30 protein-coding genes are annotated in these 26,837 nt (G+C 61.1%); 24 read left to right on the top strand and 6 right to left on the bottom strand.

All coding sequences use genetic code 11. The features are described from left to right. Positions 1-29: 29 nt before the first annotated feature. From L0U79_RS08295 to rplS, 8 genes are all read left to right on the top strand, one after another. Positions 30-317 carry an autorepressor SdpR family transcription factor gene (locus tag L0U79_RS08295; RefSeq protein WP_233843875.1) on the top strand — a complete coding sequence of 96 codons (288 nt, stop codon included), beginning with the start codon at positions 30-32 and terminating at the stop codon, positions 315-317. After that, positions 314-961 (top strand): SdpI family protein, encoded by a 648-nt coding sequence (locus L0U79_RS08300; protein WP_233841387.1) that lies wholly within the window; start codon positions 314-316, stop codon positions 959-961. Before L0U79_RS08295 ends, L0U79_RS08300 begins: the two co-directional genes overlap by 4 nt. 95 nt (positions 962-1,056) lie before the next feature. Continuing rightward, positions 1,057-1,992 carry an alpha/beta fold hydrolase gene (locus L0U79_RS08305; protein WP_233841388.1) on the top strand — a complete coding sequence of 312 codons (936 nt, stop codon included), beginning with the start codon at positions 1,057-1,059 and terminating at the stop codon, positions 1,990-1,992. Between the two features lie 57 nt (positions 1,993-2,049). After that, a complete protein-coding gene (gene ffh, locus L0U79_RS08310; RefSeq protein WP_233841389.1) occupies positions 2,050-3,432 on the top strand; it encodes a signal recognition particle protein in 1,383 nt (460 codons plus the stop codon). Positions 3,433-3,561: 129 nt separating this feature from the next. Next, complete coding sequence (gene rpsP, locus L0U79_RS08315) at positions 3,562-3,813, top strand: 30S ribosomal protein S16 (RefSeq protein WP_233841390.1); 252 nt, start codon at positions 3,562-3,564, stop codon at positions 3,811-3,813. 2 nt (positions 3,814-3,815) lie between these two features. Further along, positions 3,816-4,331 (top strand): ribosome maturation factor RimM, encoded by a 516-nt coding sequence (rimM, locus tag L0U79_RS08320; RefSeq protein ID WP_233841391.1) that lies wholly within the window; start codon positions 3,816-3,818, stop codon positions 4,329-4,331. Positions 4,332-4,352: 21 nt separating this feature from the next. Beyond that, entirely contained in the window at positions 4,353-5,138 is a 786-nt protein-coding gene (gene trmD / locus L0U79_RS08325; RefSeq protein WP_233841392.1) for a tRNA (guanosine(37)-N1)-methyltransferase TrmD, read from the top strand. 18 nt (positions 5,139-5,156) lie between these two features. Beyond that, complete coding sequence (gene rplS / locus L0U79_RS08330; protein WP_233841393.1) at positions 5,157-5,525, top strand: 50S ribosomal protein L19; 369 nt, start codon at positions 5,157-5,159, stop codon at positions 5,523-5,525. A gap of 78 nt (positions 5,526-5,603) precedes the next feature. On the opposite strand, the gene L0U79_RS08335 is transcribed toward rplS, so the two are convergent. Then, positions 5,604-7,658, bottom strand: a complete 2,055-nt coding sequence (locus L0U79_RS08335; RefSeq protein ID WP_233841394.1) for an EAL domain-containing protein — start codon at positions 7,656-7,658, stop codon at positions 5,604-5,606. 229 nt (positions 7,659-7,887) lie between these two features. Continuing rightward, entirely contained in the window at positions 7,888-8,901 is a 1,014-nt protein-coding gene (gene epmB / locus L0U79_RS08340) for an EF-P beta-lysylation protein EpmB (protein WP_233841395.1), read from the bottom strand. Between the two features lie 85 nt (positions 8,902-8,986). Here epmB and efp point away from each other — a divergent pair, with 85 nt between their 5' ends. The 8 genes from efp (at position 8,987) to L0U79_RS08380 (ending at position 15,098) form a co-directional block, all read left to right on the top strand. Further along, entirely contained in the window at positions 8,987-9,553 is a 567-nt protein-coding gene (gene efp, locus L0U79_RS08345; RefSeq protein ID WP_233841396.1) for an elongation factor P, read from the top strand. Positions 9,554-9,650: 97 nt separating this feature from the next. Continuing rightward, the gene (locus L0U79_RS08350) at positions 9,651-10,994 is read left to right on the top strand and encodes a TRZ/ATZ family hydrolase (protein ID WP_233841397.1); all 1,344 of its coding nucleotides are present in this window, start codon (positions 9,651-9,653) and stop codon (positions 10,992-10,994) included. Then, complete coding sequence (locus L0U79_RS08355; RefSeq protein ID WP_233841398.1) at positions 10,991-11,245, top strand: YciI family protein; 255 nt, start codon at positions 10,991-10,993, stop codon at positions 11,243-11,245. The genes L0U79_RS08350 and L0U79_RS08355 overlap by 4 nt, the downstream gene beginning before the upstream one ends. Before the next feature lie 29 nt (positions 11,246-11,274). Beyond that, a complete protein-coding gene (gene ubiG / locus L0U79_RS08360; protein WP_233841399.1) occupies positions 11,275-11,982 on the top strand; it encodes a bifunctional 2-polyprenyl-6-hydroxyphenol methylase/3-demethylubiquinol 3-O-methyltransferase UbiG in 708 nt (235 codons plus the stop codon). Beyond that, positions 11,979-12,653, top strand: coding sequence for a phosphoglycolate phosphatase (gene gph / locus L0U79_RS08365; protein WP_233841400.1), 675 nt, complete (start codon positions 11,979-11,981; stop codon positions 12,651-12,653). The genes ubiG and gph overlap by 4 nt, the downstream gene beginning before the upstream one ends. Next, positions 12,650-13,507 (top strand): squalene/phytoene synthase family protein, encoded by an 858-nt coding sequence (locus L0U79_RS08370; RefSeq protein WP_233841401.1) that lies wholly within the window; start codon positions 12,650-12,652, stop codon positions 13,505-13,507. The genes gph and L0U79_RS08370 overlap by 4 nt, the downstream gene beginning before the upstream one ends. Before the next feature lie 146 nt (positions 13,508-13,653). Then, positions 13,654-14,604 carry a GTP cyclohydrolase FolE2 gene (gene folE2, locus L0U79_RS08375; protein WP_233841402.1) on the top strand — a complete coding sequence of 317 codons (951 nt, stop codon included), beginning with the start codon at positions 13,654-13,656 and terminating at the stop codon, positions 14,602-14,604. A 59-nt stretch (positions 14,605-14,663) separates the two neighbouring features. Then, positions 14,664-15,098, top strand: a complete 435-nt coding sequence (locus L0U79_RS08380) for a YbaY family lipoprotein (RefSeq protein ID WP_233841403.1) — start codon at positions 14,664-14,666, stop codon at positions 15,096-15,098. 43 nt (positions 15,099-15,141) lie between these two features. On the opposite strand, the gene L0U79_RS08385 is transcribed toward L0U79_RS08380, so the two are convergent. Next, positions 15,142-16,479, bottom strand: a complete 1,338-nt coding sequence (locus L0U79_RS08385; RefSeq protein WP_233841404.1) for a dihydroorotase — start codon at positions 16,477-16,479, stop codon at positions 15,142-15,144. A 46-nt stretch (positions 16,480-16,525) separates the two neighbouring features. Further along, positions 16,526-16,837 (bottom strand): membrane protein insertion efficiency factor YidD, encoded by a 312-nt coding sequence (yidD, locus tag L0U79_RS08390; protein ID WP_233841405.1) that lies wholly within the window; start codon positions 16,835-16,837, stop codon positions 16,526-16,528. Between the two features lie 82 nt (positions 16,838-16,919). Between yidD and dksA the strand changes: the two genes are divergently transcribed. Then, complete coding sequence (gene dksA, locus L0U79_RS08395; protein ID WP_233841406.1) at positions 16,920-17,981, top strand: RNA polymerase-binding protein DksA; 1,062 nt, start codon at positions 16,920-16,922, stop codon at positions 17,979-17,981. A 65-nt stretch (positions 17,982-18,046) separates the two neighbouring features. Here the strand turns inward: dksA and L0U79_RS08400 are convergent, their stop codons facing one another. Both L0U79_RS08400 and cysS read right to left on the bottom strand, forming a co-directional pair. Next, entirely contained in the window at positions 18,047-18,487 is a 441-nt protein-coding gene (locus L0U79_RS08400) for a SufE family protein (protein ID WP_233841407.1), read from the bottom strand. A gap of 46 nt (positions 18,488-18,533) precedes the next feature. Further along, a complete protein-coding gene (gene cysS, locus L0U79_RS08405; RefSeq protein WP_233841408.1) occupies positions 18,534-19,910 on the bottom strand; it encodes a cysteine--tRNA ligase in 1,377 nt (458 codons plus the stop codon). 269 nt (positions 19,911-20,179) lie between these two features. Here cysS and L0U79_RS08410 point away from each other — a divergent pair, with 269 nt between their 5' ends. The 7 genes from L0U79_RS08410 to L0U79_RS08440 all read left to right on the top strand — a co-directional run bounded on the left by L0U79_RS08410 (position 20,180) and on the right by L0U79_RS08440 (position 26,837). Then, positions 20,180-20,737 (top strand): glycine zipper 2TM domain-containing protein, encoded by a 558-nt coding sequence (locus L0U79_RS08410; protein ID WP_233841409.1) that lies wholly within the window; start codon positions 20,180-20,182, stop codon positions 20,735-20,737. A gap of 323 nt (positions 20,738-21,060) precedes the next feature. Continuing rightward, positions 21,061-22,068, top strand: coding sequence for an N-acetylornithine carbamoyltransferase (locus L0U79_RS08415; RefSeq protein ID WP_233841410.1), 1,008 nt, complete (start codon positions 21,061-21,063; stop codon positions 22,066-22,068). Between the two features lie 13 nt (positions 22,069-22,081). Continuing rightward, complete coding sequence (locus tag L0U79_RS08420) at positions 22,082-22,714, top strand: FMN-binding negative transcriptional regulator (protein WP_233841411.1); 633 nt, start codon at positions 22,082-22,084, stop codon at positions 22,712-22,714. Then, positions 22,704-23,180, top strand: a complete 477-nt coding sequence (locus tag L0U79_RS08425; RefSeq protein WP_233841412.1) for an OsmC family protein — start codon at positions 22,704-22,706, stop codon at positions 23,178-23,180. Before L0U79_RS08420 ends, L0U79_RS08425 begins: the two co-directional genes overlap by 11 nt. Before the next feature lie 27 nt (positions 23,181-23,207). Further along, the gene (locus L0U79_RS08430) at positions 23,208-24,398 is read left to right on the top strand and encodes an argininosuccinate synthase (RefSeq protein ID WP_233841413.1); all 1,191 of its coding nucleotides are present in this window, start codon (positions 23,208-23,210) and stop codon (positions 24,396-24,398) included. Then, positions 24,395-25,534 (top strand): acetylornithine deacetylase, encoded by a 1,140-nt coding sequence (locus tag L0U79_RS08435; RefSeq protein WP_233841414.1) that lies wholly within the window; start codon positions 24,395-24,397, stop codon positions 25,532-25,534. The genes L0U79_RS08430 and L0U79_RS08435 overlap by 4 nt, the downstream gene beginning before the upstream one ends. Positions 25,535-25,571: 37 nt before the next feature. Next, on the top strand, positions 25,572-26,837 hold the full coding sequence (locus L0U79_RS08440; protein ID WP_233843876.1) for an acetylglutamate kinase: 1,266 nt from the start codon (positions 25,572-25,574) through the stop codon (positions 26,835-26,837).

Consider the following 26,837-nt stretch of genomic DNA (forward strand, 5'->3'; position numbering starts at 1 on the left):
TCTATCTATCCAAAGGAACTGACCCCGTGATGAAGCAGCAAGCCGTCTTTCGAGCACTCGCCGATCCAACGCGTCGCGCCATCCTCAAGCAATTGCAGAGCGGGCCGATGAGCGCGGGCGAAATTGGCGAGGCCTTCGACATCACCGGCGCTTCGCTGTCGCACCACTTCACCGTGCTTAAGCACGCCGATCTGGTTCGTACGGAGCGGCGCGGTCAATTCATTGTGTATTCGCTCAACAGCACCGTGATGGAAGACCTGACCCGCATGGTGCTCGATCTGTTTCCAGCCGCCGGGACGCGAGGAGGTAAACGATGACACCCGTACGCACGCTCTTGTTATCCACGCTTTTTCTAGTGGTTTTGCTCGCCGCATTCCTGTGGCTGTATCCGCATATGCCGGCGCGCGTTCCCACGCATTGGAACGCGCAAGGTCAGATCAACGGCTATATGTCGCCGCAATGGGCGGTCGGCACGCCGATGATCATCATCGCTCTGATTGCCGTGTTGGCCGTGTTGTTGCCAGTCATTTCGCCGCGCGGCTACGACATAAAACCGTTTGTCGCGGTGTACAGCACCATCATGTTGGCGACGCAAGTGGTCGTACTTGTCGCCGGATTGGGCGTCTTATTGAACGCGGCCGGTCATACGGTGCGGATGCCTTTGGTAGGCATGCTCGCGGCGGGCGCGTTGCTCATGGTGATGGGCAATTACATGGGAAAATTGCGCAAAAACTTCTTCATCGGCATCCGCACGCCGTGGACGCTCGCTAGCGACGCGGTGTGGGAGCGCACGCATCGCATGGGCGGATGGCTTTTCATGTTGGCCGGACTGGCGATGGTCGCCATGGCGTTCGCGGGCAGCTCACTCACGTTGCTGATTGTGGTGGTCGCATCGATCGTTCTTATCCCGCCCGCGTACTCGTATGTCGTGTACAGGCGTATCGAAAAGAAAAACCCATGACCAAGGAGCGAATCATGTCGAAGTTCAATTGGATGATGTGTGCGGTCGCAATCGGTGTGGCGAGTGTTTTCGCTACGTCTGCAACGGAGCTGAACATGGCAACGAATTCATCAGCAAGCTTCGCGTCGCGCGACATGGAAATCCCGTCGCCACTCGGCCCGTTGCCGGCGACATTGACCCTGCCTAAAGGCGCGGGGCCCTTTCCGGTGGTATTGCTGGTAGCCGGCTCCGGTCCCAATGACCGCGATGAGACCATCGGTCCGAACAAGCCGTTCCTTGATGTGGCGCAGGGATTGGCCGCCGAGGGCATCGCGTCGCTTCGCTACGACAAACGCACGCGTGTCTATGGCAAGGAAATCGTCGGCAAGTCGATCACGGTGGATGACGAAGTGACCGACGATGCGTTGACTGCGTTGCATGCGCTCGGCCAGCAACCTGCTATCGATTCGCATCGTGTGTTCGTCGTCGGCCACAGCTTGGGCGCGGTGATGGCGCCGCGCATCGGTCAGCGCGATCCGCAGTTGGCTGGAATCGTTTTGATGTCCGCTGCCGCAAAGTTCGACATGGATACGATCATTCGGCAGGCACGGTATATCGGTGCGCAGCAAGGAGCGTCGCCGGAATTGCTGAACGAAAAACTCGCGCCGCTCGTGCAGGCGCGCGACACGCTCGCGCACGCGGACGCCAAGCATCCGCCGTCCGGCGATTTCTTTCATGCGCCAGCCAGTTATTGGTTGAGCCTGCGCGACTACGATCCGGTTGCGACGGCGCAGGGATTGCATCAGCCGATGCTGATCATGCAAGGCACGAACGACTATCAAGTCACGCCGAAGGACGATTTCAGTCGTTGGCAAGCCGCCTTTGCGCACGATCCGCGCGTGAAGTTGGTCGAATACCCGGGGCTGGGCCATATCTACATGCAGGCGGGGAATCCGCCGTCGCCCGCCGACTACGCCAAGGCGGGACACGTCGATGAGCGGGTCATTCACGACATGGCGGCGTGGATCAAGGCACAACCGGCGTCCCGCTAAGCCAAGGGGCGGGTCTGGTATATTTGTCAGTCCAATTGCTTTATCCATGTCGCCGCCATGTTCGAATCGCTCAGCCAACGCCTTTCCACCACCGTCAACCGCTTGCGCGGCCGCGGTCGGTTGACCGAGGAAAACATTCGCGAATCGCTGCGCGAAGTGCGTATCGCCCTGCTAGAGGCCGACGTCGCTTTGCCGGTGGTGCAGGCGTTGATCGAACGCGTGAAGGTGCGCGCTGTCGGCCAGGAAGTGCTCAAGAGCCTTTCTCCGGGTCAGGCGCTGGTGAAGGTCGTCAGCGATGAGCTGACGGCCTTGATGGGCACCTCGAACACCGAATTGAATCTGGCGCAGCAGCCGCCTGCCGTGGTGCTGATGGCGGGTCTGCAGGGCGCGGGTAAAACCACCACCGTCGCCAAGCTGGCGCGCTTCCTCACCGAGCGCAAAAAGAAACGCGTGATGGTGGTGAGCTGCGACGTCTATCGTCCGGCCGCTATCGAACAGTTGCGCACGCTGGCCGAGCAGGTCGGCGTGTCGTTCTTCCCGTCGCAAGGCGGTCAGAATCCGGTCGACATCGCCAAGGCCGCGATCGCGGCGGCGCGCAAGGAAGTGATCGACGTGTTGCTGGTGGATACGGCCGGCCGCTTGCACGTCGACGAAGCGATGATGGCGGAAATCAAGGCGCTGCACGCTGCCGTAACGCCGATCGAAACGCTGTTCGTCGTCGACTCGATGACGGGCCAGGACGCCGCGAACACCGCGAAAGCTTTTTCCGAAGCGCTGCCGCTCACCGGCGTGGTGCTTACCAAAACCGATGGCGATGCGCGCGGCGGCGCGGCGTTGTCGGTGCGTTATGTCACCGGCCGGCCGATCAAGTTCCTTGGCGCGGGCGAGAAGACCGACGCGCTGGAACCGTTTCATCCGGACCGCGTGGCGCAGCGCATTCTCGGCATGGGCGACGTGCTGTCGCTGGTCGAAGAGGTGGAGCGCAAGGTCGACCAGGAAAAAGCGCAGAAGCTCGCGCAGAAGGTCATCAAGGGCAAGCGCTTCGACCTCAACGACATGCGCGACCAGCTCGAGCAGATGAACAATATGGGCGGCTTGGCCGGCCTGATGGACAAGCTGCCGGGCGTCGCCGGTTTGCCGGACAACGTCAAATCCAAGGTCAACGACGGCGAAATTAAGCGCATGATCGCCATCATCAGTTCGATGACCAAGAAAGAACGCCGCCATCCGGACCTGCTCAACGGCTCGCGTCGCGCCCGCGTGGCGCGTGGTTCGGGCACGCAGCCGGCGGACGTCAATCGCCTGCTGAAGCAGTACATGCAGATGGAAAAGATGATGTCCAAGCTCTCCAAGGGCGGCTCGAAGGGCTTGCTGCGGCAGATGCGCGGCGCCATGAAGGGCATGGGCGGCATGGGTGGTGGTTTACCGCCGATGCGCTGAGCCGGGGACATCGGTTCCTGAACCGCTAACCCCTTCCTTTTTCCACGAATTTCATTAAAATGTCGCGTTTACCGCGTCCAGCATAGGGCGTGCTTGCCGGACACGCCGGCAATTCTGGAGCTTTTTACTATGGTTAAGATTCGTCTTTCGCGCGGCGGCGCCAAGGGCCGTCCGTTCTACCACGTCGTCGTGACCGACTCGCGCAGCGCGCGTGACGGCCGCAATATCGAGAGCGTGGGCTTCTACAACCCCGTCGCTTCGGGCAAGGACAAGCGCCTTGAGCTGAACGTCGTGCGCGTGCAGGAGTGGGTGGCCAAGGGTGCTCAGCTGAGCGACAAGGTTGCTTCCCTGTTGAAGGAAGCCGCCAAGCAGGCTGCCTGAGCATGACGGCATCCGGCCGGCGCGTTCTGGTCGGACGCATCGTCGGGTTGTACGGCGTGCAAGGCTGGTTGAAGGTCGAATCCTGGACCGAGCCGCGCACGCAGATCTTCCAGTACCAGCCCTGGCTGCTTTCAACGGCGCCGGGTCAGGAAACGGAGATCGAAGGTGTCAAAGGTCGGCCTCAAGGCAAAGGGCTTATCGCCAAATTGCCGGAGGTGGACGATCGTGATGGCGCTGCAGCGCTGGTCGGGCAAGACATCTATGTCGCCCGCGAGCTGCTGCCGCCGCCCGGCAAGGATGAGTATTACTGGGTCGATCTCGAAGGCCTCGAGGTCGTCACCACGGAAGGCGTAGCGTTAGGACGCGTCAGTCACCTGTTCGCGACCGGCGCCAACGACGTAGTGGTGGTGAGGGACGGCGAGCGCGAGCGGCTGGTTCCTTTCGTCCAGGGTGTTTACGTGCGTTCGGTGGATATTTCCAGTGGACGCATGGTGGTGGACTGGGACCCTGAATTCTGATCAGTGGGATTTGAGGGTCCGATGCGCATCGATGTCGTCACGCTGTTTCCGGACTTCATGCGCCAGTGCGCCGCGGTGGGTGTCGTAGGACGCGCGCAGCAACGCGAGCTGCTGCAGGTGGAAGCCTGGAACCCGCGCGATTACGCCACCGACAATTACCGTACCGTGGATGGCCGCACCTGCGGCGGTGGTCCCGGCATGGTGATGCTGATCGAGCCTTTGCGCGCGGCCCTCAAGGCCATGCGCGAGGCGGCGCCGGAACCGGTGCATGTGATTTACCTCAGTCCGCAAGGAGCGCGGCTGACGCAGGGCCGGGTGGAAGCGCTGGCGAAGATGCCGCGCATCGCTTTGCTTTGTGGACGTTACGAAGGTGTGGACGAGCGTCTGCTGGCGCACGAGGTCGACGAGGAGCTTTCCATCGGCGATTATGTGCTGTCCGGCGGCGAGCTGGGCGCCGCGGTGATCATCGACGCGGTCGGCCGCTTGCAAGACGGCGCGTTGAACGACGCGCAATCGGCCGAGCAGGATTCGTTCTCGAACGGTTTGCTCGACTGTCCGCACTATGCAAAACCGGTGCACGACGCACTGGGCGATGTACCGGAAGTGCTGCTTTCCGGCGATCACGCGGCCATCCGCCGCTGGCGTCTGAAGCAGTCGCTGGGACGAACCTGGTTGAGGCGTCCCGATTTATTGGCGCAGCGCGCGCTGGATAAGGAATCCCGAGCGCTGTTGGATGAATTCCGCCGTGAGCATGCTCAAACGCAGCGACGGCAAAACGATGCGACCGATGACGGTCGCAATCATTGAGAAAAGACAGGTGTTGTCATGAACAAGATCATCGAACAGTTCGAAGCCGAGCAGATCACCCGCCAGCTGCCGGAGTTCGGCCCTGGCGACACCGTGGTGGTCAACGTCAAGGTGAAAGAAGGCAACCGCGAGCGCGTTCAGGCGTTCGAGGGCGTCGTCATCGCCAAGCGCAGCCGCGGCCTGCATTCGGCCTTCACCGTGCGCAAGATCTCGCACGGTACCGGCGTGGAGCGCGTGTTCCAGGCGCACAGCCCGACCATCGAGTCGGTGCAGGTGAAGCGCAAGGGTAAGGTTCGCGGCGCCAAGCTGTACTACCTGCGCAACTTGGAAGGCAAAGCAGCGCGCATCAAGGAAGACATCGGCGCTTCCGCTTCCAGCGCCGACTAATCCGGCGTATAGCGAGATGCAACAAAAAGCCCCGCGAATGCGGGGCTTTTTTGTTTCGCCGATGGCGCGAGCGTAGCGCTAAATATTCACCACCAGCGGCTGCGGTTCCTGCAAGAAATTGCCTTGCACGAAATCCACGCCGCACGCGAACAGCAGCGATGTGCTGGCGGCGTCTTCCACCCATTCGGCCACCGTCAGGCGCTTCATCTCGTGCGACTGCGAGCAGATCTCGGTGATCTTTTTCTGGTTTTCCGGATGCTGCGGAAGATCGGCCATAAAGCTGCGATCGATCTTCAAATAGTCCGCATGGATGTGATTGAGCAGCTGGAAGGAATTAAGGCCCGAGCCGAATTGCTCCAGCGCAAAGAAACCGCCGAGCTTTTTCCACGCCGTGATGAATTCCTGCGCGGGACGCAGCATGGTCACGACTTTGCTCTCGGTCATCTCCAACACCAGGCGACCGTGCTTGAGGTTGGCTTGCTTGAGCGTTTGATCCAGCCACGGCAACAGATTGGCCTGCTGCTGCATGGAGTCGGGCGTGAGCTTGACGAAGAACGTGGTGGGAATGTTCAACCGATCGCGCGCTTTCAGCGCATTGATCGCCTGGTTGAGCACCCAGCGATCGATCTCGGCGTTGAGGCCGTATTTTTCGGCGATCGGCATGAAGAAGCCGGGCGATACCTCGCCTTGCGGGCCGTTCATGCGCAGCAGGATTTCCGAATAGTCGCCCTCGGCGTCCTGCAGGCTGATGGTTTGTTGGTGATACAGCACGAATTCGTTTTGCGCGAGCGCCTGACGCAACAGGTTCAGCCAGTTGCGTTCGCGTTCGGCGTCGGCCTTTTCGCGCGCGGCCGGATCGTGCAGTTCGTTGCGGTTGCCGCCCTGGCTCTGCGCGCTGCGCAACGCCTGGCTCGCTTGGTTGAGCAGCATGTCGGTGTTGGCGTTCTTTTCGCCGAGCAGGCTGCCGCCGATGCTTGCGGACAACGTGATGGATTGCGTGCCGAGATCGAAAATCTCGCTTGATATCGCGCGGCGCAAGCCATCGATCCAGGTGCGGATTGCGTCGTCGTTTTCGGTGTGCAGAATCACGCCGATCGTATGTTCGGCCAACAGACCGGCGATATCTTCCGAACCCAGCTGCATGCTCACGCGGTGCGCGAATGCGGCCAGCAATTCATCCGCCTTGCCTAGGCCGATGCCGTTGACGATCGGCGCCCAGTTATCCGGCTCGACCAGCAACAAGGTCTGGCCTTTGCGGCCTTCGCTGGCGGCGGCTACCGCGTTGTCGATGCTCTCCAGCGTGCGCGCGCGATTGTACAATCCCGTGACGGCGTCGCGCTGCAACTGCTCCACCAGCGTCGGATCGATATGCTGGCGACGAAACACGATCTGCAGGCAAGGCTCGCTTTCGAACGTGGCGTGCGCAAATTCGGCTGTCGCCGGAAACGTGCTGCTGTCGGCGCGGCGTGCGTGCAATTCGAGTCGGTATTCGGCTTTCTCGCCGCGCGAAAGCGCCCGCAGCAAATTCTTGAAGGCTTCCGAGTCGGAAGGACCGATGAGATCGAGCACTGGCAAACCGAGCAGATCGTCGAAGTCGGCGTAGCCAAACGTATCCAGGTAGGAGCGATTGGCGCGCACGTGCATGCCTTCGTGCACGTATGCGATGGGATCGTTGGAGGAATCCAGTAGTGCGTCGCAGCGGCGCTCCGATTCGCGCAGCGCCGCTTCCAGTCGACGCACCTGGCGGCGGGTATTCAGCGCATCGAACTCGCGCTTGATCACGGTGATGAGTTGTTTGGGCTGACTGCGCGAGCCGACGCCCTGCACGCCGTCCTGGAACATCTCCGCCACGCTTTGATCGTCGATCTTGGGCACGCAGGCGACCAGCGCGATATCGCGGGAGCTGGCGTCGATCTGCTGGGCGACGCTGCGCAGGGCCAGGCCGTTGACGGTGGGGTTGTAAAGGACCACGTCGGGGCTGAGTTCTTCCAGCGCAGCGTGGATCTGTTCCAGCGTGGTGGCGCGAGCGGGCCGAACGGCGGTGCCCGCGTTGCGCAATAACGTGACGATGTGTTCCGCGTCCTCGACAGAATTTTCGATGAAGAGAATCTTGATAACGGAGTCTGTCTTCATGGGTGCGCGGTGCTTCCTTTTATTAGGCTGCTCGCACGGAAGGCGTCCGAGGGCAAGCCAGCACTATCGAACTGTTTTAACGGATTCCGTTCAGGCTCGCTAGCGGCAATTTGTGCATTGGTGACGAAGTGCATGGGTGGACAACGACTTAGGTTCGACCCAGGTGTTTGAAAGGCCTTTGTAGACAAGCAGCGTAGACCTTATCGCTTGGAAAGCCCAAGGCGCGCGTTTACACCGGGCGCTTGGAGGGATCGCCGCCGACCTCACGGACCAGCTTGGGCACAAGGTAACCGGGGAGGCGGCCGCGCATTGTCTCGATCAATGATTGCGCGCGGATGTCCGTTACCTCGAAATGCGCGGCTCCCTGCACGCGATCGAGCTGATGCAGGTAGTAGGGCAGTACGCCAGCGGCGAACATGCGCTCCGACAGGGCGGTCAACGCATCGGCGTCATCGTTGATCCCGCGCAGCAGCACGGATTGATTGAGCATCGTGGCGCCCGCGTCCCGCAGGCGCATGCAGGCGGCGTCGACCGTGCCGTCGAATTCGTTCGCATGATTGGCGTGCAGTACGACTACTTTTTGCAGAGGCAGCGCCTGCAGCCATTCGATAAAGGCTGCGTCGATGCGCTCGGGCAGCACCACGGGCAGGCGGGTGTGAATGCGCAGGCGGGTGATATGAGGGATATCCGCCAGGCCGCGCGTCAGTTCTTCCAGCTTGGCGGTCGCCAACGAAAGAGGGTCGCCGCCCGACAGGATAAGTTCGTTGATCGAGGCGTCGCGGCGAACGTGTTCCAGCGCCTCGCGCCATTGCCCCGCTGCCGCCATCTCGTCGCCGTAGGGAAAATGTCGACGGAAGCAATATCGGCAATTGACCGCGCAGCTTCCGCTCGCAATCAGCAAGGCGCGCCCTTCGTACTTGTGCAGTACGCCTTGGGCCTCACGAGCCGCCATGTCGCCGACCGCATCCTTCGCGAAACCCGCCACCTCATCCAACTCGGCGAGCTGAGGAAGCACCTGCAACAACAGCGGATCCCGGGCATTGCCCGGCTGCATGCGCGCAACGAAGCCCTTCGGCACGCGCAACGCAAAGCCGGCGTCCTCAGCAGGTAGCCGATCGGCCAAGTGGTTCAAGCCAAGTAGATCCAGCAGCTCGCGGCCGTCGGTGACGGCGTCGCGCCATAGCTGACGCCAATCGGCGTGGGCAGGCGATGTAATGCGGGCGCCAGGGCTTCCGGTTATCATAGGGGGCTCAATACGGGCCGATCGGCCTTGAAACGACTTATTTTAGCCGCTGATGGCAGCGGTTTCCTTATTTGGAGTGAAGTGCATGGCCAGTTATGGTCTTAACGACGTCAGAAACGGTTTGAAGATCATCGTCGACGGTGATCCTTGGATCATCACTGACGCCGAATTCGTCAAGCCGGGCAAGGGCCAGGCCTTCACCCGCATCAAGATCCGCAACCTGTTGAACGGCCGCACCACCGAAAAGACGCTCAAGTCCAGCGACTCGTACGAAGGCGCCGACGTGGTCGATACCGACATGCAGTTCCTCTACAACGACGGCGAGTTCTGGCACTTCATGCACCAGGAGTCGTTCGAGCAGCACCAGGCCGATGCGGCCGCGATGTCCGATGCGTCCAAGTGGCTGAAGGGCGAAGAAGAGTGCGTGGTGACGCTGTGGAACGGCCGTCCCATTTCCGTGCAGGCGCCGAACTTCGTCGAACTGAAGATCGTCGAGACCGACCCGGGTCTGCGTGGCGATACCTCCGGCGGCGGCGGTAAGCCGGCCAAGCTGGAAACGGGCGCCGTGGTTCGCGTCCCGTTGTTCGTCAATCAAGACGAAACCGTCAAGGTCGATACCCGCTCGGGCGAATACGTCAGCCGCGTGAAATAACGCGTCGGCTTTCGCCGCAGCGACGGGCGAGCACATCGGGGCGGGCATCGTAAGATGTGCCGCCCCGCTTCATATCCTCCTCCCACAGAACGCCATCATGACGAGCCAGAACGCGCCGCAGTCCGTCGATTTACTTATCGAAGCCCGCTGGGTCGTGCCGGTCGAGCCGCATGGGGTGGTGCTGGAGCATCATGCGGTGGCGGTCGATGCGCATCGCATCGTGGCCATCTTGCCGACCGAACAAGCCCGCAGCGCTTATGCGCCGCGCGAGCATGTGACGTTGGGCGAACACGTGCTGATTCCCGGCCTGATCAATACGCACACGCACAATCCCATGTCGTTGATGCGTGGCCTAGCGGACGATCTTCCGTTGATGGTCTGGCTGCAGCAACACATCTGGCCGGTCGAGGCGCAGGTGATCGGGCCCGAATTCGTGCGCGACGGCGTGGAGCTGGCGATTGCCGAGATGTTGCGCGGCGGCACCACCTGCACCAACGAAAATTATTTCTTTCCCGATGCGATGGGCGCCACCTATCGCAAGCATGGGTTTCGCGCGGTGGTGGGATTGCCGGTCATTCAATTCCCGACCGCCTGGGCGCGCACGCAAGACGAATATTTCGAACGCGCCGGCGAAACGCACGATTCCTTCCGCAACGACGCTTTGATTCGCACCGCGTTTGCGCCGCATGCGCCGTACACGGTGTCCGACGAATCGTTCGAGCGCATTCGTGTGCTGGCCGACCAGCTCGATATTCCCGTGCACCTGCATTTGCACGAGACCGCGCACGAGGTGGAAGACGAGCGCAAGAACACCGGCCTGCGTCCATTCCAACGTCTGCAAAAACTCGGCTTGATCAACGACCGTTTGATCGCCGTGCATATGACGCAGCTTACCGATGGCGAAATTGCCGCGTGCGCCGAAGCGGGCGTGTCGGTGGTGCATTGCCCCGAATCCAATTTGAAGCTCGCATCCGGTTTTTGTCCCACCGAAAAACTTCGCAAGGCCGGCGTAAACGTTGCGCTCGGCACGGATGGTTGCGCCTCCAACAACGATCTGGACATGTTCGGCGAAATGCGCACAGCAGCGCTGTTGGCCAAAGCGGTCGCTGAAGATGCCGCCGCGTTCGATGCGGGTTATGCGCTGCGCACGGCGACCATCCAAGCAGCGAAGGCCTTGGGTCTGGATGCGGATATCGGCTCGATCGAGGTCGGCAAGCAAGCCGACCTGACCGCCGTGCGGCTCAGCGATCTGGAAACTCAGCCGCTATTCCACGTGGTATCGCAATTGATCTACGCCACCGGCCGTCATCAAGTCACCGATGTGTGGGTGGCCGGCAAGCGCAAGCTGGCCGATCGCGAACTGGTGGATATGGATATGACCGGCATTTTGGCGCGTACCCACGCGTGGCGCGAACGCATCGCGGCGTTGGATCCGGCATGAATCGCTATCTCGTCATGATGATGCGCAGGCCACAATGCGATCCTGCGGTCGTTCCGCAACACCGCGAGTTTTTGCAGTCGCTACGAGACGACGGGAGCCTCGAAATGACCGGCGGCTTCAGCGATAAATCGGGCGGCGCTTATCTGTTGCGCGCCGAATCGATGGACGCGGCGCGGGAGATCGTACATCGCGATCCGGCGCATACTAGCGGCGGCTGGGACGTCACGGTTTACGAATGGAACACCTATTAAATTCGGCTGATTCCCCGGAGTTTTTCGCCATGCATGCCACTGAAAACGTCAGCCACAAAGAAATCGCGCGCTTCGACAAACTCGCTTCGCGCTGGTGGGATCCGGATGGCGAGTCGCGTCCGTTGCACGATCTCAATCCCGTGCGTGCGGAATATGTCGCAGCTCGTGTCACATTGCGCGGTGCGCGCGTGGCCGATGTGGGTTGCGGCGGCGGTCTGCTGAGCGAAGCCCTGGCGCGTGCCGGCGCCGATGTCGTCGGCATCGATCTTGGTTTGAAAGTGATCGAGATCGCGCGACTGCATTTGCATGAATCCAATCTTAAGGTCGATTACCGCAAGCAATCCTCCGCCGAACTTGCCGAAACGGAACCGGCCAGCTTCGATGCCGTGTGCTGTATGGAAATGATCGAGCACGTGCCCGATCCTGCGGCGTTGGTGCACGATCTCGCGGCGATGCTCAAGCCGGGTGCGCGTCTTTTCATGTCCACGCTCAACCGCACGCCCGCGGCATTCGGTGCGGCCATTCTCGGCGCCGAATACATCGCCGGATTGCTGCCACGCGGTACCCATCACTACGCGCAATTCCTCAAACCTTCCGAACTCGCGCGCTTGCTGCGCAACGAAGGTTTGGAGTTGGAAGACATCAGCGGCCTCGGCTACAACCCGCTCAACCGCAAAGCTTGGTTGAGCCGTATTACCGCCATCAATTACTTACTCTGCGCACGTAAACCTGCATGAAGCCGTTACCCGAATCGATTCAAGGTGTGTTGTTCGACTTGGACGGCACGTTGCTGGATAGCGCGCCGGATCTGCATGCGGCGCTTGCCGTTTACTGCGGCGAAGTCGGCGCAGCGGTACCTTCGTATGCTGCCGTGCGAACGGTCGTATCGCGCGGTTCGCGCGCTATCTTGCGCTGCGCATTCGATGAAACGGACGAGTCGCTGTTTGAGCGCATGCCGCGTTATCTCGAGCTTTATCACAGCATGATGTCGCGTCACACGCGTCCGTTCGAGGGCGTCGACGCGATGCTGGAGGCGCTCGAAAGCAACGGTATCGCCTGGGGCATCGTCACCAACAAGCCGGGCTATCTCACCGACGATCTGGTGAAGCAGATCGGCTGGGCCGATCGCGTTTGCGCTGTCGTGTCGGGCGATACGCTGCCGGTGCGCAAGCCTGATCCCGCGCCAGTTTTGCTGGCGTGCGAACGCGCCGGGCTCGATCCTGCGCGCTGTGTATTTGTGGGTGATGATCGACGCGACATTCAAGCCGGCGATGCCGCTGGGCTGTACACCGTCGCCGTGCAGTGGGGCTATCTCGATGGCGGCGATCCGCATGCATGGGACGCAGACATCGTTATTGCGCATCCGCGCGAATTGATCGACTTGCTGAAGTTGAAGGTTCCCGCGTGAGCGACGAAGTAACCGGCCACGGCGCGCTGCAAAGCTACATCGACAAATGGCTGGCCGTGCAACCGCAACAGCGCATGGCGCTGACGTTTGTCGAACCGAACAAATATCCCGGGCATGTCGCGCTCGCCGCGCTGGAGCAGGAGCTGCTTTCGGCGGCCTACGGCATTCGCGAGCCGCACGTCGCCGCCACGAAACTCAATTGGTGGGCGGAGGAACTGAACGGTGCGGCCGAGACCGGCGGTCGGCATCCGCTGACGCGCGTTCTGTTCGACGACGAACGTGCGCACGCGATTTCCAAGGTGCGCTGGCTGGCTCCCGTGCTGGCCGCCATGGCGCAGTTGGAAGAAGGCACCGCCGTCGATTTCAGCGCGCAGCTCAACGCCGCGTCGGTCCTGCATGGCGCGTTGGCGGTGCTGGAAACCGCATGGTGGTACGGGGAGGATGCGTCGCCGATGCGTGCCGAGCGTGTCGCCACGTTGAACCATCTCTTGTACGCATTGCGTCGCCTGGAAGACGACGCAGAACGGGATCGTTTGCCGCTGCCGATGTCGCGCCTGGCCCGATTCGGTCTCAGCCGCGCAAACCTGCGTGTGCCGAGCTCTGCCCGCGATCAAGCCATCAAGGCCCAGTTGGACGACTTGCAAACGGCCTGGGCCGAGGCGCCTCTGCTCGGCGGGCCGCTCAGCGTGTTCCGGTCGTTGGAGGCAGGACAGGGGCAGCGCCTGATGCGCAAAGCCGCACGCGCTGGCGCGCCATTGGGCGTCCTGCAACAGGGCGCATCGGGTACCGGCTTTTTTGCCACGCTTCGCGCCTGGCGGGCTGCCCAGCGTTGGCAGCAACAGATCGCCGCGTGACGGGCGATACACATTGTTTCTTGGATGGTACCTGTTGCGACGCGGCAAGCTGCCCCAACATAGGCGTTAATCTGGTCGCGGTATACCCGCACAACGCTTTGAGCCTTCCCTGACACTAAGGGGGAGGAGCGATCTAAGGAACACCCATGCATACCCACGAAAACACCGTTCGCCTGATGCCCGATGTCGCCACCCAGGCACAGCCGCATCTGGCCGGAGCCTTGGATTGGGTCGGCATGGACGGCATCGAAGTGCCGGTGCTGTTTGACGCGGGCGACGGCACCGTGCAACGCGCCAGCGCGCAGGTCGGCGCCTTTGTGAACCTCACTCGGCCCGATCGGCGTGGCATCCATATGTCGCGTCTGTATCTGCTGGTCGACGAATATCTCAGTTCGCGTCCGGTGGATGCGAACACGCTACAAGACTTGTTGCACGCCTTTCTCGATTCGCACAAAGAGCTGTCGGATCGCGCACGCCTCAGCATTCGTTTCGATCAACTGGTGCGTCGCGCGGCCTTACGCAGCGACAACAGCGGTTGGCGCGCGTACCCGGTCTCGCTCGAAGCGAGCCTGTGCGAAGACGGCTTCCGGCTCGAACTCGGCACCGAGGTGGTTTATTCCTCCACGTGTCCGGCGTCGGCGGCGTTGTCGCGCCAATTGATTCAAGAACAGTTCGCCAAAGATTTCGACGCCAAGCAGCCGTTGGATCATTCCGCCGTGCTGGCCTGGCTTGGCAGCGAGAAAGGCATCGTGGCCACTCCGCATGCGCAGCGCAGCGTGGCGCGTCTGCTGGTGCGGTTTGTCGACGGCGCGCCGCTCGATCTGATTCATGTGCTCAATCAAGTCGAGCAAGCGCTCGGCACGCCGGTGCAAACCGCGGTGAAGCGCGAAGACGAGCAGGCTTTTGCGTTGGCCAACGGCAGCAACTTGATGTTTTGCGAAGACGCCGCGCGACGCATTCAACGCGTGCTCGATGCGGACAATCGCATCGCCGATTTCCATGTGCGCCTGGAGCACCAGGAAAGTTTGCATCCGCACGACGCCGTGGCGTACGCCAGCAAAGGCGTGCCTGGCGGCTACGGTGACGGGCGCGCCTAATTCGACGCCGCTGCATCGTCGGTTGCTATGATCCGCACGATGGCAGAACAGGAGTACCCATGAAGATTCGCTACGGAGCGCTCATGCTGAGCGCGCTGCTGCTTGCCGGCTGCAGTTGGATGCCGCACTTTGGCAAACATGCGCCGGCGCAAGCGCAAACGCTGATGAAATCGCTGAGCGGAGAAGTGGACTTTCGTCTCGCGCAGGAACCGCCTTCCGATGCCTATCTGGAAGTCACCCTGTCCGACGTCAGCAAAAAGGATGCGCCGGCTCGCGTGATCGCGACCGATCGCATTTCGCCGGTCGGTGTGTCGCCCGTGCCGTTTGTGTTGAGTTACGAGCCGGCCGATCTGGCCGGCGGCGTGGATTTCGCCGTTTCGGCGCGCATCAAGCAGGGCGACCGCACGCTGGCCGCCAATGACACGCAAGTGATGGTGTTAGGACGCTCCGGCAACGACGGTCCCGTGCGCGTGGCCATTGCCGAATTGCACTGAGCGTTTCGCGCCGGCCGAATGCGGCCGGCGCGAACGTTGAACCCTAGCGATTGAACGCCAGGCGTTCGCCACGAACCGCATCGTTCACGTGTGAGCCATCCCACACGCGCTGTCCATTGACGAACGTAGCCGCGATGGAGCTGCTGAACGTATAACCTTCGAATGGCGACCAGCCGCATTTGGACAGCACTTCTTCGCGACGCACGGTATGCGGCTTGCGCGGATCGACCAGCACGAGATCCGCCGCATAACCCTCACGCAGAAAACCGCGGTCCTTGACGTCGAATAACGTGGCCGGCGCATGGCACACGGCTTCCACGACGCGCTCCAGCGTCAGCTTACCTTCGGTGACGCGTTGCAACGCCGCTTGCAGCGCAAACTGCACCAGCGGTAGGCCGGACGGCGCCTTGTCGTAGAGCTCGGCTTTTTCTTCCAGCAGATGCGGCGCGTGGTCGGTGGCCAGCACATCGATCCGGCTTTCCGCTACGGCCTTGATAATGGCTTCGCGATCGGCGGCCGTTTTGATCGCCGGGTTGCACTTGATCAGAAAGCCGAGGCGTTCGTAGTCCTCGTCGCTGAAGTGCAAAAAGTGCACGCAGGTTTCGGCGGTGATCTTTTTGCCTTTGAGCGGGCCGGGCTGGAACAGCGCGAGTTCGTCGGCGGTGGAAATATGCAGTACGTGCAAACGGGTGCCGTGTTTTTGCGCGAGCGAGATCGCCAGTCGCGTCGACTTAATGCACGCTTCGCGCGAACGGATCAGCGGATGTTCGCGCGCGGGAATGTTCTCGCCGTATTTTTCGCGCGCCTTGGCGTGTAGCGCGTCGATCATCGGCGTGTCTTCGCAGTGCGTGATGATCGGCGTGGGGCACTCGCGGAAAATGCCGTCCAAGGTTTCGGGATTGTCCACCAGCATATTGCCGGTCGACGCGCCCATAAAAACCTTTACGCCAGGTGCGCTTTTGGGGTCCAGCGCACGGATGGCGTCGAGGTTGTTGTTGCTGGCGCCCATATAGAAGGCGTAGTTCACGGCCGAGACTTCCGCCGCGCGCGCGTACTTGGCCTCCAGCGAATCCCGATCCAGCGCCGGCGGCTTAGTGTTGGGCATCTCCATAAAGCTGGTGATGCCGCCTGCCGCGCACGCGCGCGACTCGTGTGCGATGTCCGCCTTGTGGGTCAGGCCCGGTTCGCGGAAATGCACCTGGTCGTCGATCATGCCCGGCAACAACCACAGGCCGGTGGCGTCGACCACCTGCTCGCCCGGGCGGGCGTCCAGGCTGTCGGCGATGGTTTCGATGCGACCGTGCTTCACGCGCAGATCGGCGTGGAATCGACGCCCTTCGTTGACCAGTTCGGCGTTCTTGATCAGCCAATCGTTCGACATGTGAAGCTCCTGGTGGAATGGGGAAATAACATGGACAACAACGCGCTCATTCTTCCCTGTCTACAGTTTCCCTGGCGTGTGCGCGGCAGGAAGAAAAGTGGAAGTGCTCAGGGACCGGGTCGTTGCCGCCGGTACACAACGGTTGGCAGCGTAGTATCCGCCATCCGGCCAGCAGGCTGCCGCGCCAGGGACCGAAGCGAGTGACCGCAACGCGTGCATAATCGGAGCAACTGGGGTAAAAGCGACAACGCTGTCCTAATAGAGGGCTCACGAAGCGCTTGTACAGATTGAGCAAGGAAATAATCAATCGACTCACGGCATTCACGTCGCCGAAACCGCCTGTGGCAGCCAAAGCCATAAGTATTCCAGAAGGGCGGTTGCCGATGTGAAGGGTATTGGGCTATAACACCCGGCCGCCAAGGCCAAAATGGTGAAGGTAAATGGCGAAAACCACGCGTAATTCGTCCGCCGCCAAGAAAGCTGCACACGGAAAGGCTGCGGGTAAGGGTAGTGAAGCCAAGGCTGGCAAGGCCAAGGTTGTCGCCGCCAAGTCTGCAAAGAAGGCCCCGCCCGTCAAAAAGGCGGCGGTGAAGAAAGCGCCGGTCAAAGCGGTCGCCAAAAAGGCGCCTGCCAAGAAACCTGTCGCCAAGCCCGTCGCGAAGCCTGCGCCGAAGAAGGTCGAGCCGGTCAAGAAGGTTGCCAAGCCGGAGCCCAAGAAGCCTGAGCCCAAGCACGCCACTCCTGCCGCCAAACCCGCGCCGGTCAAAAAAGTTGCCGAGAAGAAATCTGCTGCCAAGCCCGCACTGCAACCGGCTCCCGCGCCGGCCAAGTCCGCGGCGTCAAACAAACAGCCCACGCCGGCTACACAAACTGCAACACCGAAACACGTATCATCACCCGCCTCCCGGCCCATTGTGGGCAAGGTAGCGAGCGCCGTCGGACCGACGGCACCGCGTGTTGCGAACGCCACCGCGCAACATTCCCCGACCAAGAAACAGAAAACCTCGCAGTCCTCAATGAATAGTTCCGTTACAACGCTCGACAATGGCATAACCCGCGAAGACGGCCGCTACGCGCTGCCGCTCACCACGAATATCGACCTGCCGCCCGGTTATCGTCCTGCAGCCGGCGAGGAGTACATGAATCCTCGTCACCTCGCGTACTTCCGCAACAAGCTGCGCATCTGGCGCGAGCAGTTGGTGGAGGAGTCGCGTCAGACCATGGAAAACCTGCGCGACGAAGTTCGCGACGTGGGCGACGAAGCCGAGCGCGCAACCCGCGAAACGGAAAATTCGCTGGAACTGCGTACCCGCGATCGTTACCGCAAGCTGATCTCCAAGATCGACAAAGCGCTGCGTCGTATCGAGGAAGGTCGCTACGGTTTCTGCGAAGAAACCGACGAGGAAATCGGTCTGGAGCGTCTGGACGCCCGCCCGATCGCCACCTTGTCGCTCGATGCGCAGGAGCGTCGCGAACATCTGCAGAAGCAGATGGGCGATTGATGCGCGTCTGGCGTTAGCCGGATAAAAAAAGCCCCGCCTGGTGCGGGGCTTTTTGTTGATGCGTTTTATTTCTGCTTTTCCAGTTCCGCTGCGGCGTATGCCTTCAATCTCGCCAACATCGCCGCCAAGCCGTTCGAACGCGTGGGCGACAAATGTTTGGCAAGGCCGATCTGCTGGATAAACGCAGGTTCCGTGGCGACGATCTCGGCGGCCGAGCGATCCGAATACACGCGCAATACCAGGGCGATCAAGCCGGAGACGATGGCCGAATCGCTGGTGGCGTCGAAGTGCATGTTCGATGCATCGCCGCTCGGTACCAGCCACACCATCGACTGGCAGCCGTGCACGCGATAATCCTCGGTCTTCCATTCGTCGCGAAACGGCGGCAACTGTTTGCCGAGATCGATCAGGTATTGGTAGCGCTCCGTCCAGTCACCGAAGAAAGCGAATTCGTCGGCAATTTCCTGCTGAGCCTGGGCGGCGCTGGCTTGGGTGGTCGTATTCATAGGTTCATTATCGCGCGTTCGGGCTTACTCGGCCCGAACCGCGCTATCAGTGCTTGGAAACGCTCCAGCGCGTGCCCTGGGCGCCATCTTCGATCACCACGCCCAAGGCGCTGAGTTCGTCGCGGATCGCGTCTGCGCGTGCGAAATCGCGCGAGGCGCGCGCAGCGCGGCGTTCTTCCAACAGAGCTTCGACATGCGCGGCATCCACCGTGCTGCCTCCGGCTTGCTTGAACCAGGTCTCCGGATCTTGCTGCAACAAGCCGAGCACGGCGCCGCCGCCAAGCAGGGCGGCTTTGGTGGAAGCATTTGGTGTCTGTCGCGCCGCATCGGCGAGTATCGCCAGTTCGGCCAGCGCTTGCGGCGTGTTGAGATCGTCGCTTAGCGCGGCTTCCACGCCTTCGGGCACCGCCAGAGGCTGGGTCGTATCGATCTCGATATCGCTCAGCTCGCGCAGCACGCGATACCAACCGTCGAGCGTGCTGATCGATTGCGTCAGCACGGCGTCCGACCAATCCAGGGGCTGACGGTAATGCCCGCGCATCAAGAGCAAACGCAACGCTTCGTGCGGGTGCTTCTTCAGCAGTTCATGCACATGCAGAACGTTGCCTAGCGACTTGGACATCTTGCGTCCGTCGAAAGTGAGCATGCCGTTATGTAGCCACCAGCGCGCGAACACTTTGCCGCCGTGCGCGCAGGTCGACTGCGCGATTTCGTTTTCGTGATGCGGGAACAACAAATCCACGCCACCGGCATGGATGTCGATGGTCGGGCCCAGATGCGCCTCGCTCATGGCTGAGCACTCGATATGCCAGCCGGGGCGACCGCGACCCCAGGGGCTGTCCCAGCCGGGAAGTTCCGGCGTCGACGGCTTCCACAGCACGAAGTCGGTGGGGTTTTTCTTGTAGGGCGCCACCTCCACGCGCGCACCGGCGATCAGCTCGTCGGTATCGCGACCGGACAATTCGCCATAAGCCGAGTAGGAACCTACGTCGAACAACACGTGGCCTTCCGCTTCGTACGCGTGGCCGTTGCGGATCAGCGTCTGGATCATCTCGATGATCTGACCGATATGCGCCGTGGCGTGGGGTTCGATGTCCGGCGGCGCAATCCCAAGCTCGCTCATATCTTGGCGATACGCCTCGGTGAAACGGTTGGTGATGGTGCCGATCGGCACGCCTTGTTCGATCGCGGCGGTGTTGATCTTGTCGTCCACGTCCGTGATGTTGCGGGCGTAGACCACGTTTGAGTAATGCCGGCGCAACAGTTTGACCAGTACATCGAACACCACCGGACCGCGCGCATTGCCGATATGCACATAGTTGTAGACCGTAGGCCCGCACAGATACACCGTCACCCGGTTCGGATCGAGCGGCGAAAAAGGCTCGATGCGGCGGCTGAGGCTGTTGTAGAGCGAGATCGGCATGGTGGGTGTTTCCGGGTGGTCGCAATCGGGTCAATAAGCCCCCCATCTTATCAAGGTCGAGGGCGCCCAGATTCGAGGGCGCCGACGTGATTGAATCGGATGTCCTGATGAACGGCCTGTAGACAATTCGACCCCAACCTAAAGGTTTCCCTAAGGGCCCTGATTCACGGCACTAAGTTACGGCGGTTCTAAGCGTGGATTCAGCGTGAATTTGTTGGAATTTCGCTATGCGCCCCAAAGCGCCCTCGTTCCTCGCTTGGAGGTTGTCCATGAACAAAAAAATGCTGTTGATCCCTATGTTGGCGCTGATCATGACGTCCACGGGCGCGATGGCGCAGCAAGGGGGTTATCCGCCTCCGGTGCCTCCGCCTGGCTCTGCCGGGCCGGACAATGCGCACTATGCGTGGGCCGACGTGTTGCGCGTGGATCCGGTTTACGGCGTCGCCCGCACGGCGACGCCGAGCCAGCAGTGCTACGACCAGCAGGTGGTGCAGCAGACGCCGAGCAACAAGGGCATCGGCACCGTGCTGGGCGCGGTGGTCGGCGGTGTGCTGGGTAGCACCATCGGTCACGGTCGCGGCAATACCGCGGCGACCGTGGGCGGTGCGGTGGTCGGCGGCGCGGTCGGCAATTCGGTCGCCAGCGGCGGCCAGACGTATACCAGCGACCAAACGGTGTGCCAGCCGGTCACCCAGGTTGCAGAACAGCGTCAGATCATCGGTTACGACGTGGAGTATCGCTATCACGGCGACGTCTATATGTCGCGCCTGAGCTACGACCCGGGCGAGCGCCTGCGGGTGCGGGTGAGCGTGTCGCCCGCCGACTAATCGGTCTGAGGTTGATCTCGAAGCGACCGTCGCTGCTGGCGCGGTCGCTTTTTCTTTTTTGTCAGATGCGTTCCTTTCCTGTTGCATAGCAGCGAAAATCCAGTCATGATGAACGTTCAACCGCCCGGAACCCTCATGTCTTCAGCCGTCTATACCGCCACTGTACTCACCAGCGCCCGCATGGCCGCTGGCATGACGTCGCGTGCGCGCCGACCGCTGGACCGACATCTGGCCGGGTAGGCTGTCGCCACGTTGCATGTGTAGTACGACGACAAAACCCGGCCTTTGCGCCGGGTTTTTTGCTTTTCTGACTGGAGTCAACGATGTCGCTTCGTCATTTTCTCACCACCCAGGATTACAGCCGCGCCGAAATCGACGCGCTGCTTGAACAAGCGGCCGCGTTCAAGCGTTCGCCGCGCGGTCAGCAGCTTGCTGGCAAATCGGTGGCGCTGCTGTTCTTCAATCCTTCGATGCGTACGCGTACGAGTTTCGAATTGGGCGCGTTCCATCTCGGCGGTCACGCGATCGTGCTGTCGCCAGGCAAAGATGCATGGCCGATCGAATTTCGCCCCGGCGTGGTGATGGACGGCGAAGCGGAAGAACACATCGCCGAAGTGGCGCGTGTGCTGAGCCGCTATGTCGATCTGATCGCCGTGCGCGCGTTTCCGAAATTCCAGGATTGGTCGGTCGATCGCGAAGACGCCGTTATCAAGGCATTCGCGCAATACGCCACCGTGCCGGTGATCAATATGGAAACGATCACGCATCCGTGTCAGGAACTTGCGCACGCGCTGGCGTTGAAAGAGCGCTTCGGCGATCTCACTGGTCGCAAATACGTGCTCACGTGGACCTATCATCCCAAGCCGCTGAACACCGCCGTCGCCAATTCGGCGCTGCTGATCGCCACGAAAATGGGCATGGATGTGACGCTGCTTTGCCCGACGCCGGATTACGTCTTGGACGAGCGCTATATGGCCTTCGGCGAGCAGAATGCGAAGGAAAACGGCGGCTCGCTCAAAGTCAGCCACAACATCGAAGAAGCGTATCGCGGCGCCGATGTGGTCTACGCCAAGAGCTGGGGCGCGCTGCCGTTCTTTGGTCGTTGGGAAGGCGAAAAGCCGATTCGCGATGCGCACAAGCATTTCATCGTCGACGAAGCGAAGATGGCGCTCACCAACAATGGCGTTTTCAGTCATTGCCTGCCGTTGCGCCGTAACATCAAAGCCACCGATGCCGTGATGGATTCGCCTGCATGCATCGCCATCGACGAAGCCGAAAACCGCCTGCACGTGCAGAAGGCGGTGATGGCGTCGTTGCTCGGTCAGCGCTGAGTCGGGGCGCGCGATGTATCTGCCCAAGTCTTTCCACGAAACGCGCGCCGACGTGTTGCACGCGCTAATGCGCGACTATCCGTTCGGAACCGTTGTTATGCACGGCGCAGACGGATTCGTTGCGAACCATCTGCCATTCGAATTGATCGGCGATGGTTCGTTGCACGGGCACGTCGCGCGCGGCAACGAATTGGCGAACGCCGATGGCGCGGAAGTATTGGTGATTTTTCAGGGCGCAGACGGTTACATCAGTCCCAACTGGTATCCCAGCAAACACGAAACCGGTCGCGAAGTGCCCACGTGGAATTACGCGGTGGTGCATGTGCATGGTCGTCTTCGCGTCGTGAACGACAAAGCGTGGTTGCGGCAGTTGCTGGAACGGCTGACCGATCGTCACGAAGCCTCGCAACCCAAGCCATGGCATGTCGGCGATGCGCCGGACGATCACATCGAAAAGATGCTGCAGATGATCGTGGGCATCGAGATCGACATCGAGCGCATCGTAGGGAAATTCAAGCTGAGCCAGAACCATCCCGACGCCAATCGCGCAGGCGTTCTGAAGGGATTGGCTGATCGCGGCGGCCGTCGCGACAAGGAATTGGCCGAACTGATGCAAGAAGCGGAGGAGCGTCGACATGGCGGGTAAGCAGCACCAGTATCCGGTCGAAGTGGTGTGGACCGGCAACCACGGCACGGGCACCAAAACCTATCAAGGCTATGGTCGCGAGCATGAGGTTCGCGTCGCGGGCAAGCCTGTGATCGCTGGTTCGTCCGATGCCGCGTTTCGCGGCGATGGCGCGAAACACAATCCGGAAGATTTTCTGGTTGCCGCGTTATCGAGCTGCCACATGCTCTGGTATCTGCATCTTGCAGCAGCGGCGGGCGTTGTCGTGACCGCTTATGTCGACGAGGCCGTCGGCAACTTGCTCGACGAAGGTCAGGTCGGGCGCTTTACCGAAGTGGTGCTTCGTCCGCGCGTCACTGTCAGCGCGGACAGCGATGCCGACGTCGCCAAGCGCGTGCACGACGATGCGCATCACGCCTGCTTTATTGCCAACTCCGTCAATTTCCCCGTGCGCTGCGAACCGCGCATTGTCATCGAATCCGTGTAAACAACCTTTCTTTTGGATCCAAGCATCATGAGCAAAGATATCGTTTTGGCTTTCTCCGGTGGTCTCGACACCAGCTTCTGCATCCCCTACCTGCAGGAGCGTGGCTGGGCCGTGCATACCGTGTTCGCCGATACCGGCGGTGTCGATGCCGAAGAGCGCGCTTTTATCGAAGCGCGCGCCAAAGAACTCAATGCGGCCAGCCATGTCACGGTGGACGGCGGTCCGGCGATCTGGAACGGCTTCGTCAAGCCGTTCGTGTGGGCGGGCGAGGGCTATCAGGGTCAGTATCCGCTGCTGGTTTCCGATCGCTACCTCATCGTGGATGCGGCGCTCAAGCGCTGCGCGCAGCTCGGCACCAAAGCGATTGCGCACGGTTGCACCGGCATGGGCAACGATCAGGTGCGTTTCGATCTGGCCGTGAAGGCCCAGGGCGATTACGAAATCGTGGCGCCGATCCGCGAGATCCAGAAAGAACACACCGAAGTGCGCGCGTACGAACAGAAATATTTGGAAGCCAAAGGCTTCGGCGTGCGCGCCAAGCAGAAGGCCTACACCATCAACGAAAACCTGCTGGGCGTCACCATGTCCGGCGGTGAAATCGATCGCTGGCAAGCGCCCGGCGAGGGCGCCGTGGCGTGGTGCAAACCGCGTTCCGAATGGCCGTCCAAATCGCTGCGCTTGAAGATCAGCTTCGTCAACGGCGAAGCGGTGGCGCTGGACGGCGAGAAGATGGATGGTCACAAGCTGCTCGCCAAACTCAACAGTCTGCTGGCGCAGTACGGCGTGGGTCGCGGCCTTTACACGGGCGACACCACTATCGGCTTGAAAGGCCGCATCATTTTTGAAGCGCCCGGTCTTACCGCATTGCTTGTCGCGCACCGCGCGCTGGAAGAAGCGGTGCTCACCAAGCAGCAAAATCGCTTCAAGCCCGACGTGGCGCGCAAGTGGGTGGAGTTGGTTTACGAAGGTTTCTTCCACGATCCGTTGAAGACCGATCTGGAAGCCTTCCTCGCATCCAGCCAATCGACCGTCAACGGCGACGTGACGCTGGAAACCAGCGGCGCGATCGTCTCCGCCGTGGCGATCGAATCCAAGCACATCCTCAACGCCAAGGGCGCCACCTATGCGCAGGCGGCCGACTGGGGCGTCGAGGAAGCGGAAGGTTTCATCAAGTTGTTTGGTATGAGCAGCACCTTGTGGGCCGAGGTCAACCGATGAGTAACCCTTTGGGAACTCAAAGTTCGGAGTTGAAAGGCTCGGCGTTGCTCGACGCAACGCTCGAGCATTTGCGCGCGCTTGTGTCGTTCGACACACGCAACCCGCCACGCGCGATCGACACGGGCGGCATCTTCGATTATCTGCGCGATCATCTGCACGGATTTTTCGTCAAGGTGACCGATCACGGCGCTGGCGCAGTCACGCTGTACGCCGTGCGCGGCAAGCCGAAGTATTTGTTCAACGTGCATCTGGATACCGTGCCGGATTCGCCGCATTGGACACGCAATCCGCACGTGCTTGAAGTGACGGAAGATCGCGCGATCGGCCTAGGCGCTTGCGATATCAAAGGCGCAGCGGCCGCGCTCGTTGCGGTGGCGAACGCGTGCGATGGCGATCTGGCGTTGCTGTTTTCGACCGACGAAGAAGCCAACGATCCGCGTTGCATCGCCGCGTTCCTGCATGAAGGCCACACGTACGAGGCGGTGATCGTTGCCGAGCCGACGCGCGGCGAAGCGGTGCTCGCGCATCGCGGCATCCATTCGGTGCAGATGAGTTTCGCGGGGCAGGCCGGTCATGCCTCGGGCGAGCAGCGTCCGAGCGACAGCGCCGTGCATCAAGCGATACGTTGGGGCGCTGCGGCGCTCGATTACGTCGATCGCCAGGCGCACGAGCGTTTCGGCGGACTCACCGGTTTGCGCTTCAATATCGGTCGCGTCGAAGGCGGCATCAAAGCCAACATGATTGCTCCCAGCGCCGATGTGAGATTCGGTTATCGTCCGTTGCCAAGCATGGATCCGGATACGTTGCTGGAAAATTTCCGCACGCTGGTCGAGCCGAAGCCTGTCACGTACACGGAACTGTTTCGCGGCGTTTCGCTGCCGGCTGGTGATACCGCCACGGCCGAAACGCGTCGCCTTGCGGCCCGCGATATCGCCGACGAGCTCGGCATTCCCGTCGGCAACGCCGTGAATTTCTGGACCGAAGCGGCGCTGTTTTCGCAGGGCGGATTTATTTCGTTCGTCTACGGCCCCGGCGATATCGCGCAGGCCCACACCGCCGACGAATGGGTCGCCCTGGATCAACTACAAAAGTACGCAGAAACCATCTACGAGATCGTGAACCGTGGAAGCGCATAAAACCACTCGTCAGACCATCGTGCGTCTGCTCTCCGCCATGGGCAGCGCCAAGGAAATCCAGCAGTACCTGAAGCGTTTTTCTCAACTTGACGCCAAACGCTTTGCGGTGGTGAAAGTGGGCGGCGCCGTGCTGCGCGACGAATTGGCGGATTTGACGTCGTCGCTGACGTTTTTGCAGCAGGTTGGCTTGACGCCCATCGTTCTGCACGGCGCAGGTCCGCAGCTCGATGTGGAACTGGAAGCCGCCGGCATCACCAAGCAGACCGTCAACGGTTTGCGCGTAACCTCGCCGCAGGCGCTCGGTATCGTGCGCCGCGTTTTTCAGCAGGAAAACCTTCGCCTGGTGGAAGCCTTGCAGGCGATGAATACGCGCGCCACGTCGGTTCCGTCCGGCGTATTTATGTCCGGCTATCTGGATAAAGACGTGTACGGCATGGTCGGCAAGGTTGACAGCATCAATCTGGCGCCGATCGACGCCAGCTTGCGCGCCGGCTCCATCCCCGTCATCGCCAGCCTCGGCGAAACGAACGAAGGTCAGTTCCTCAATATCAATGCCGACTTCGCCGCCAACGAACTGGTGCGTGTGTTGCAGCCGTACAAGATTATTTTCCTTACCGGCACGGGCGGCTTGCTCGACGACAAGGGCAATATCATCGACTCCATCAACCTGAGCACGGAGTACGAGCATCTGAAAGATCAGCCGTGGATCAACGGCGGCATGCGCGTCAAGATCGATCAGATTGCCGATCTGCTGCAGAGTTTGCCGTTGACGTCGTCGGTATCAATCACGCGCCCGTCGGAGCTGGCTAAAGAACTTTTCACGCACAAAGGCTCCGGAACGCTGGTGCGCCGAGGCGAGAAAGTGTTTCGCTTCGAGAGCTGGGACGGCGTGGATCAGGCGCGCATGCGCGAACTGATCGAATCGAGTTTTGGCCGCAAATTGGTGGACGATTATTTCTCGCGCACTATGCCGTACCGCATTTACGTGAGCGAAAACTATCGCGCCGCCATGATCCTCACCCAGGCGGAAGGCATGGTCTATCTCGATAAATTCGCCGTGCTCGACGATGCGCAAGGTGAAGGTCTCGGTCGCGCCGTTTGGTTGGTGATGCGCGAGGAAAATCCAAGCCTGTTCTGGCGCTCGAGGCACGGCAATCAGATCAACCAGTTCTACTACGCGGAATCGGACGGTTGTTACAAGCAGGAACGCTGGAAAGTGTTCTGGTACGGCCTGGACGGTTTCGACACGATCGCACGCTGCGTCGCGCATTGCGCCGTGCGTCAACCGACTTTGGTGGATTAG

It is taken from the genome of Dyella sp. 2HG41-7 (assembly GCF_021390675.1).
Taxonomy (GTDB): domain Bacteria; phylum Pseudomonadota; class Gammaproteobacteria; order Xanthomonadales; family Rhodanobacteraceae; genus Dyella_B.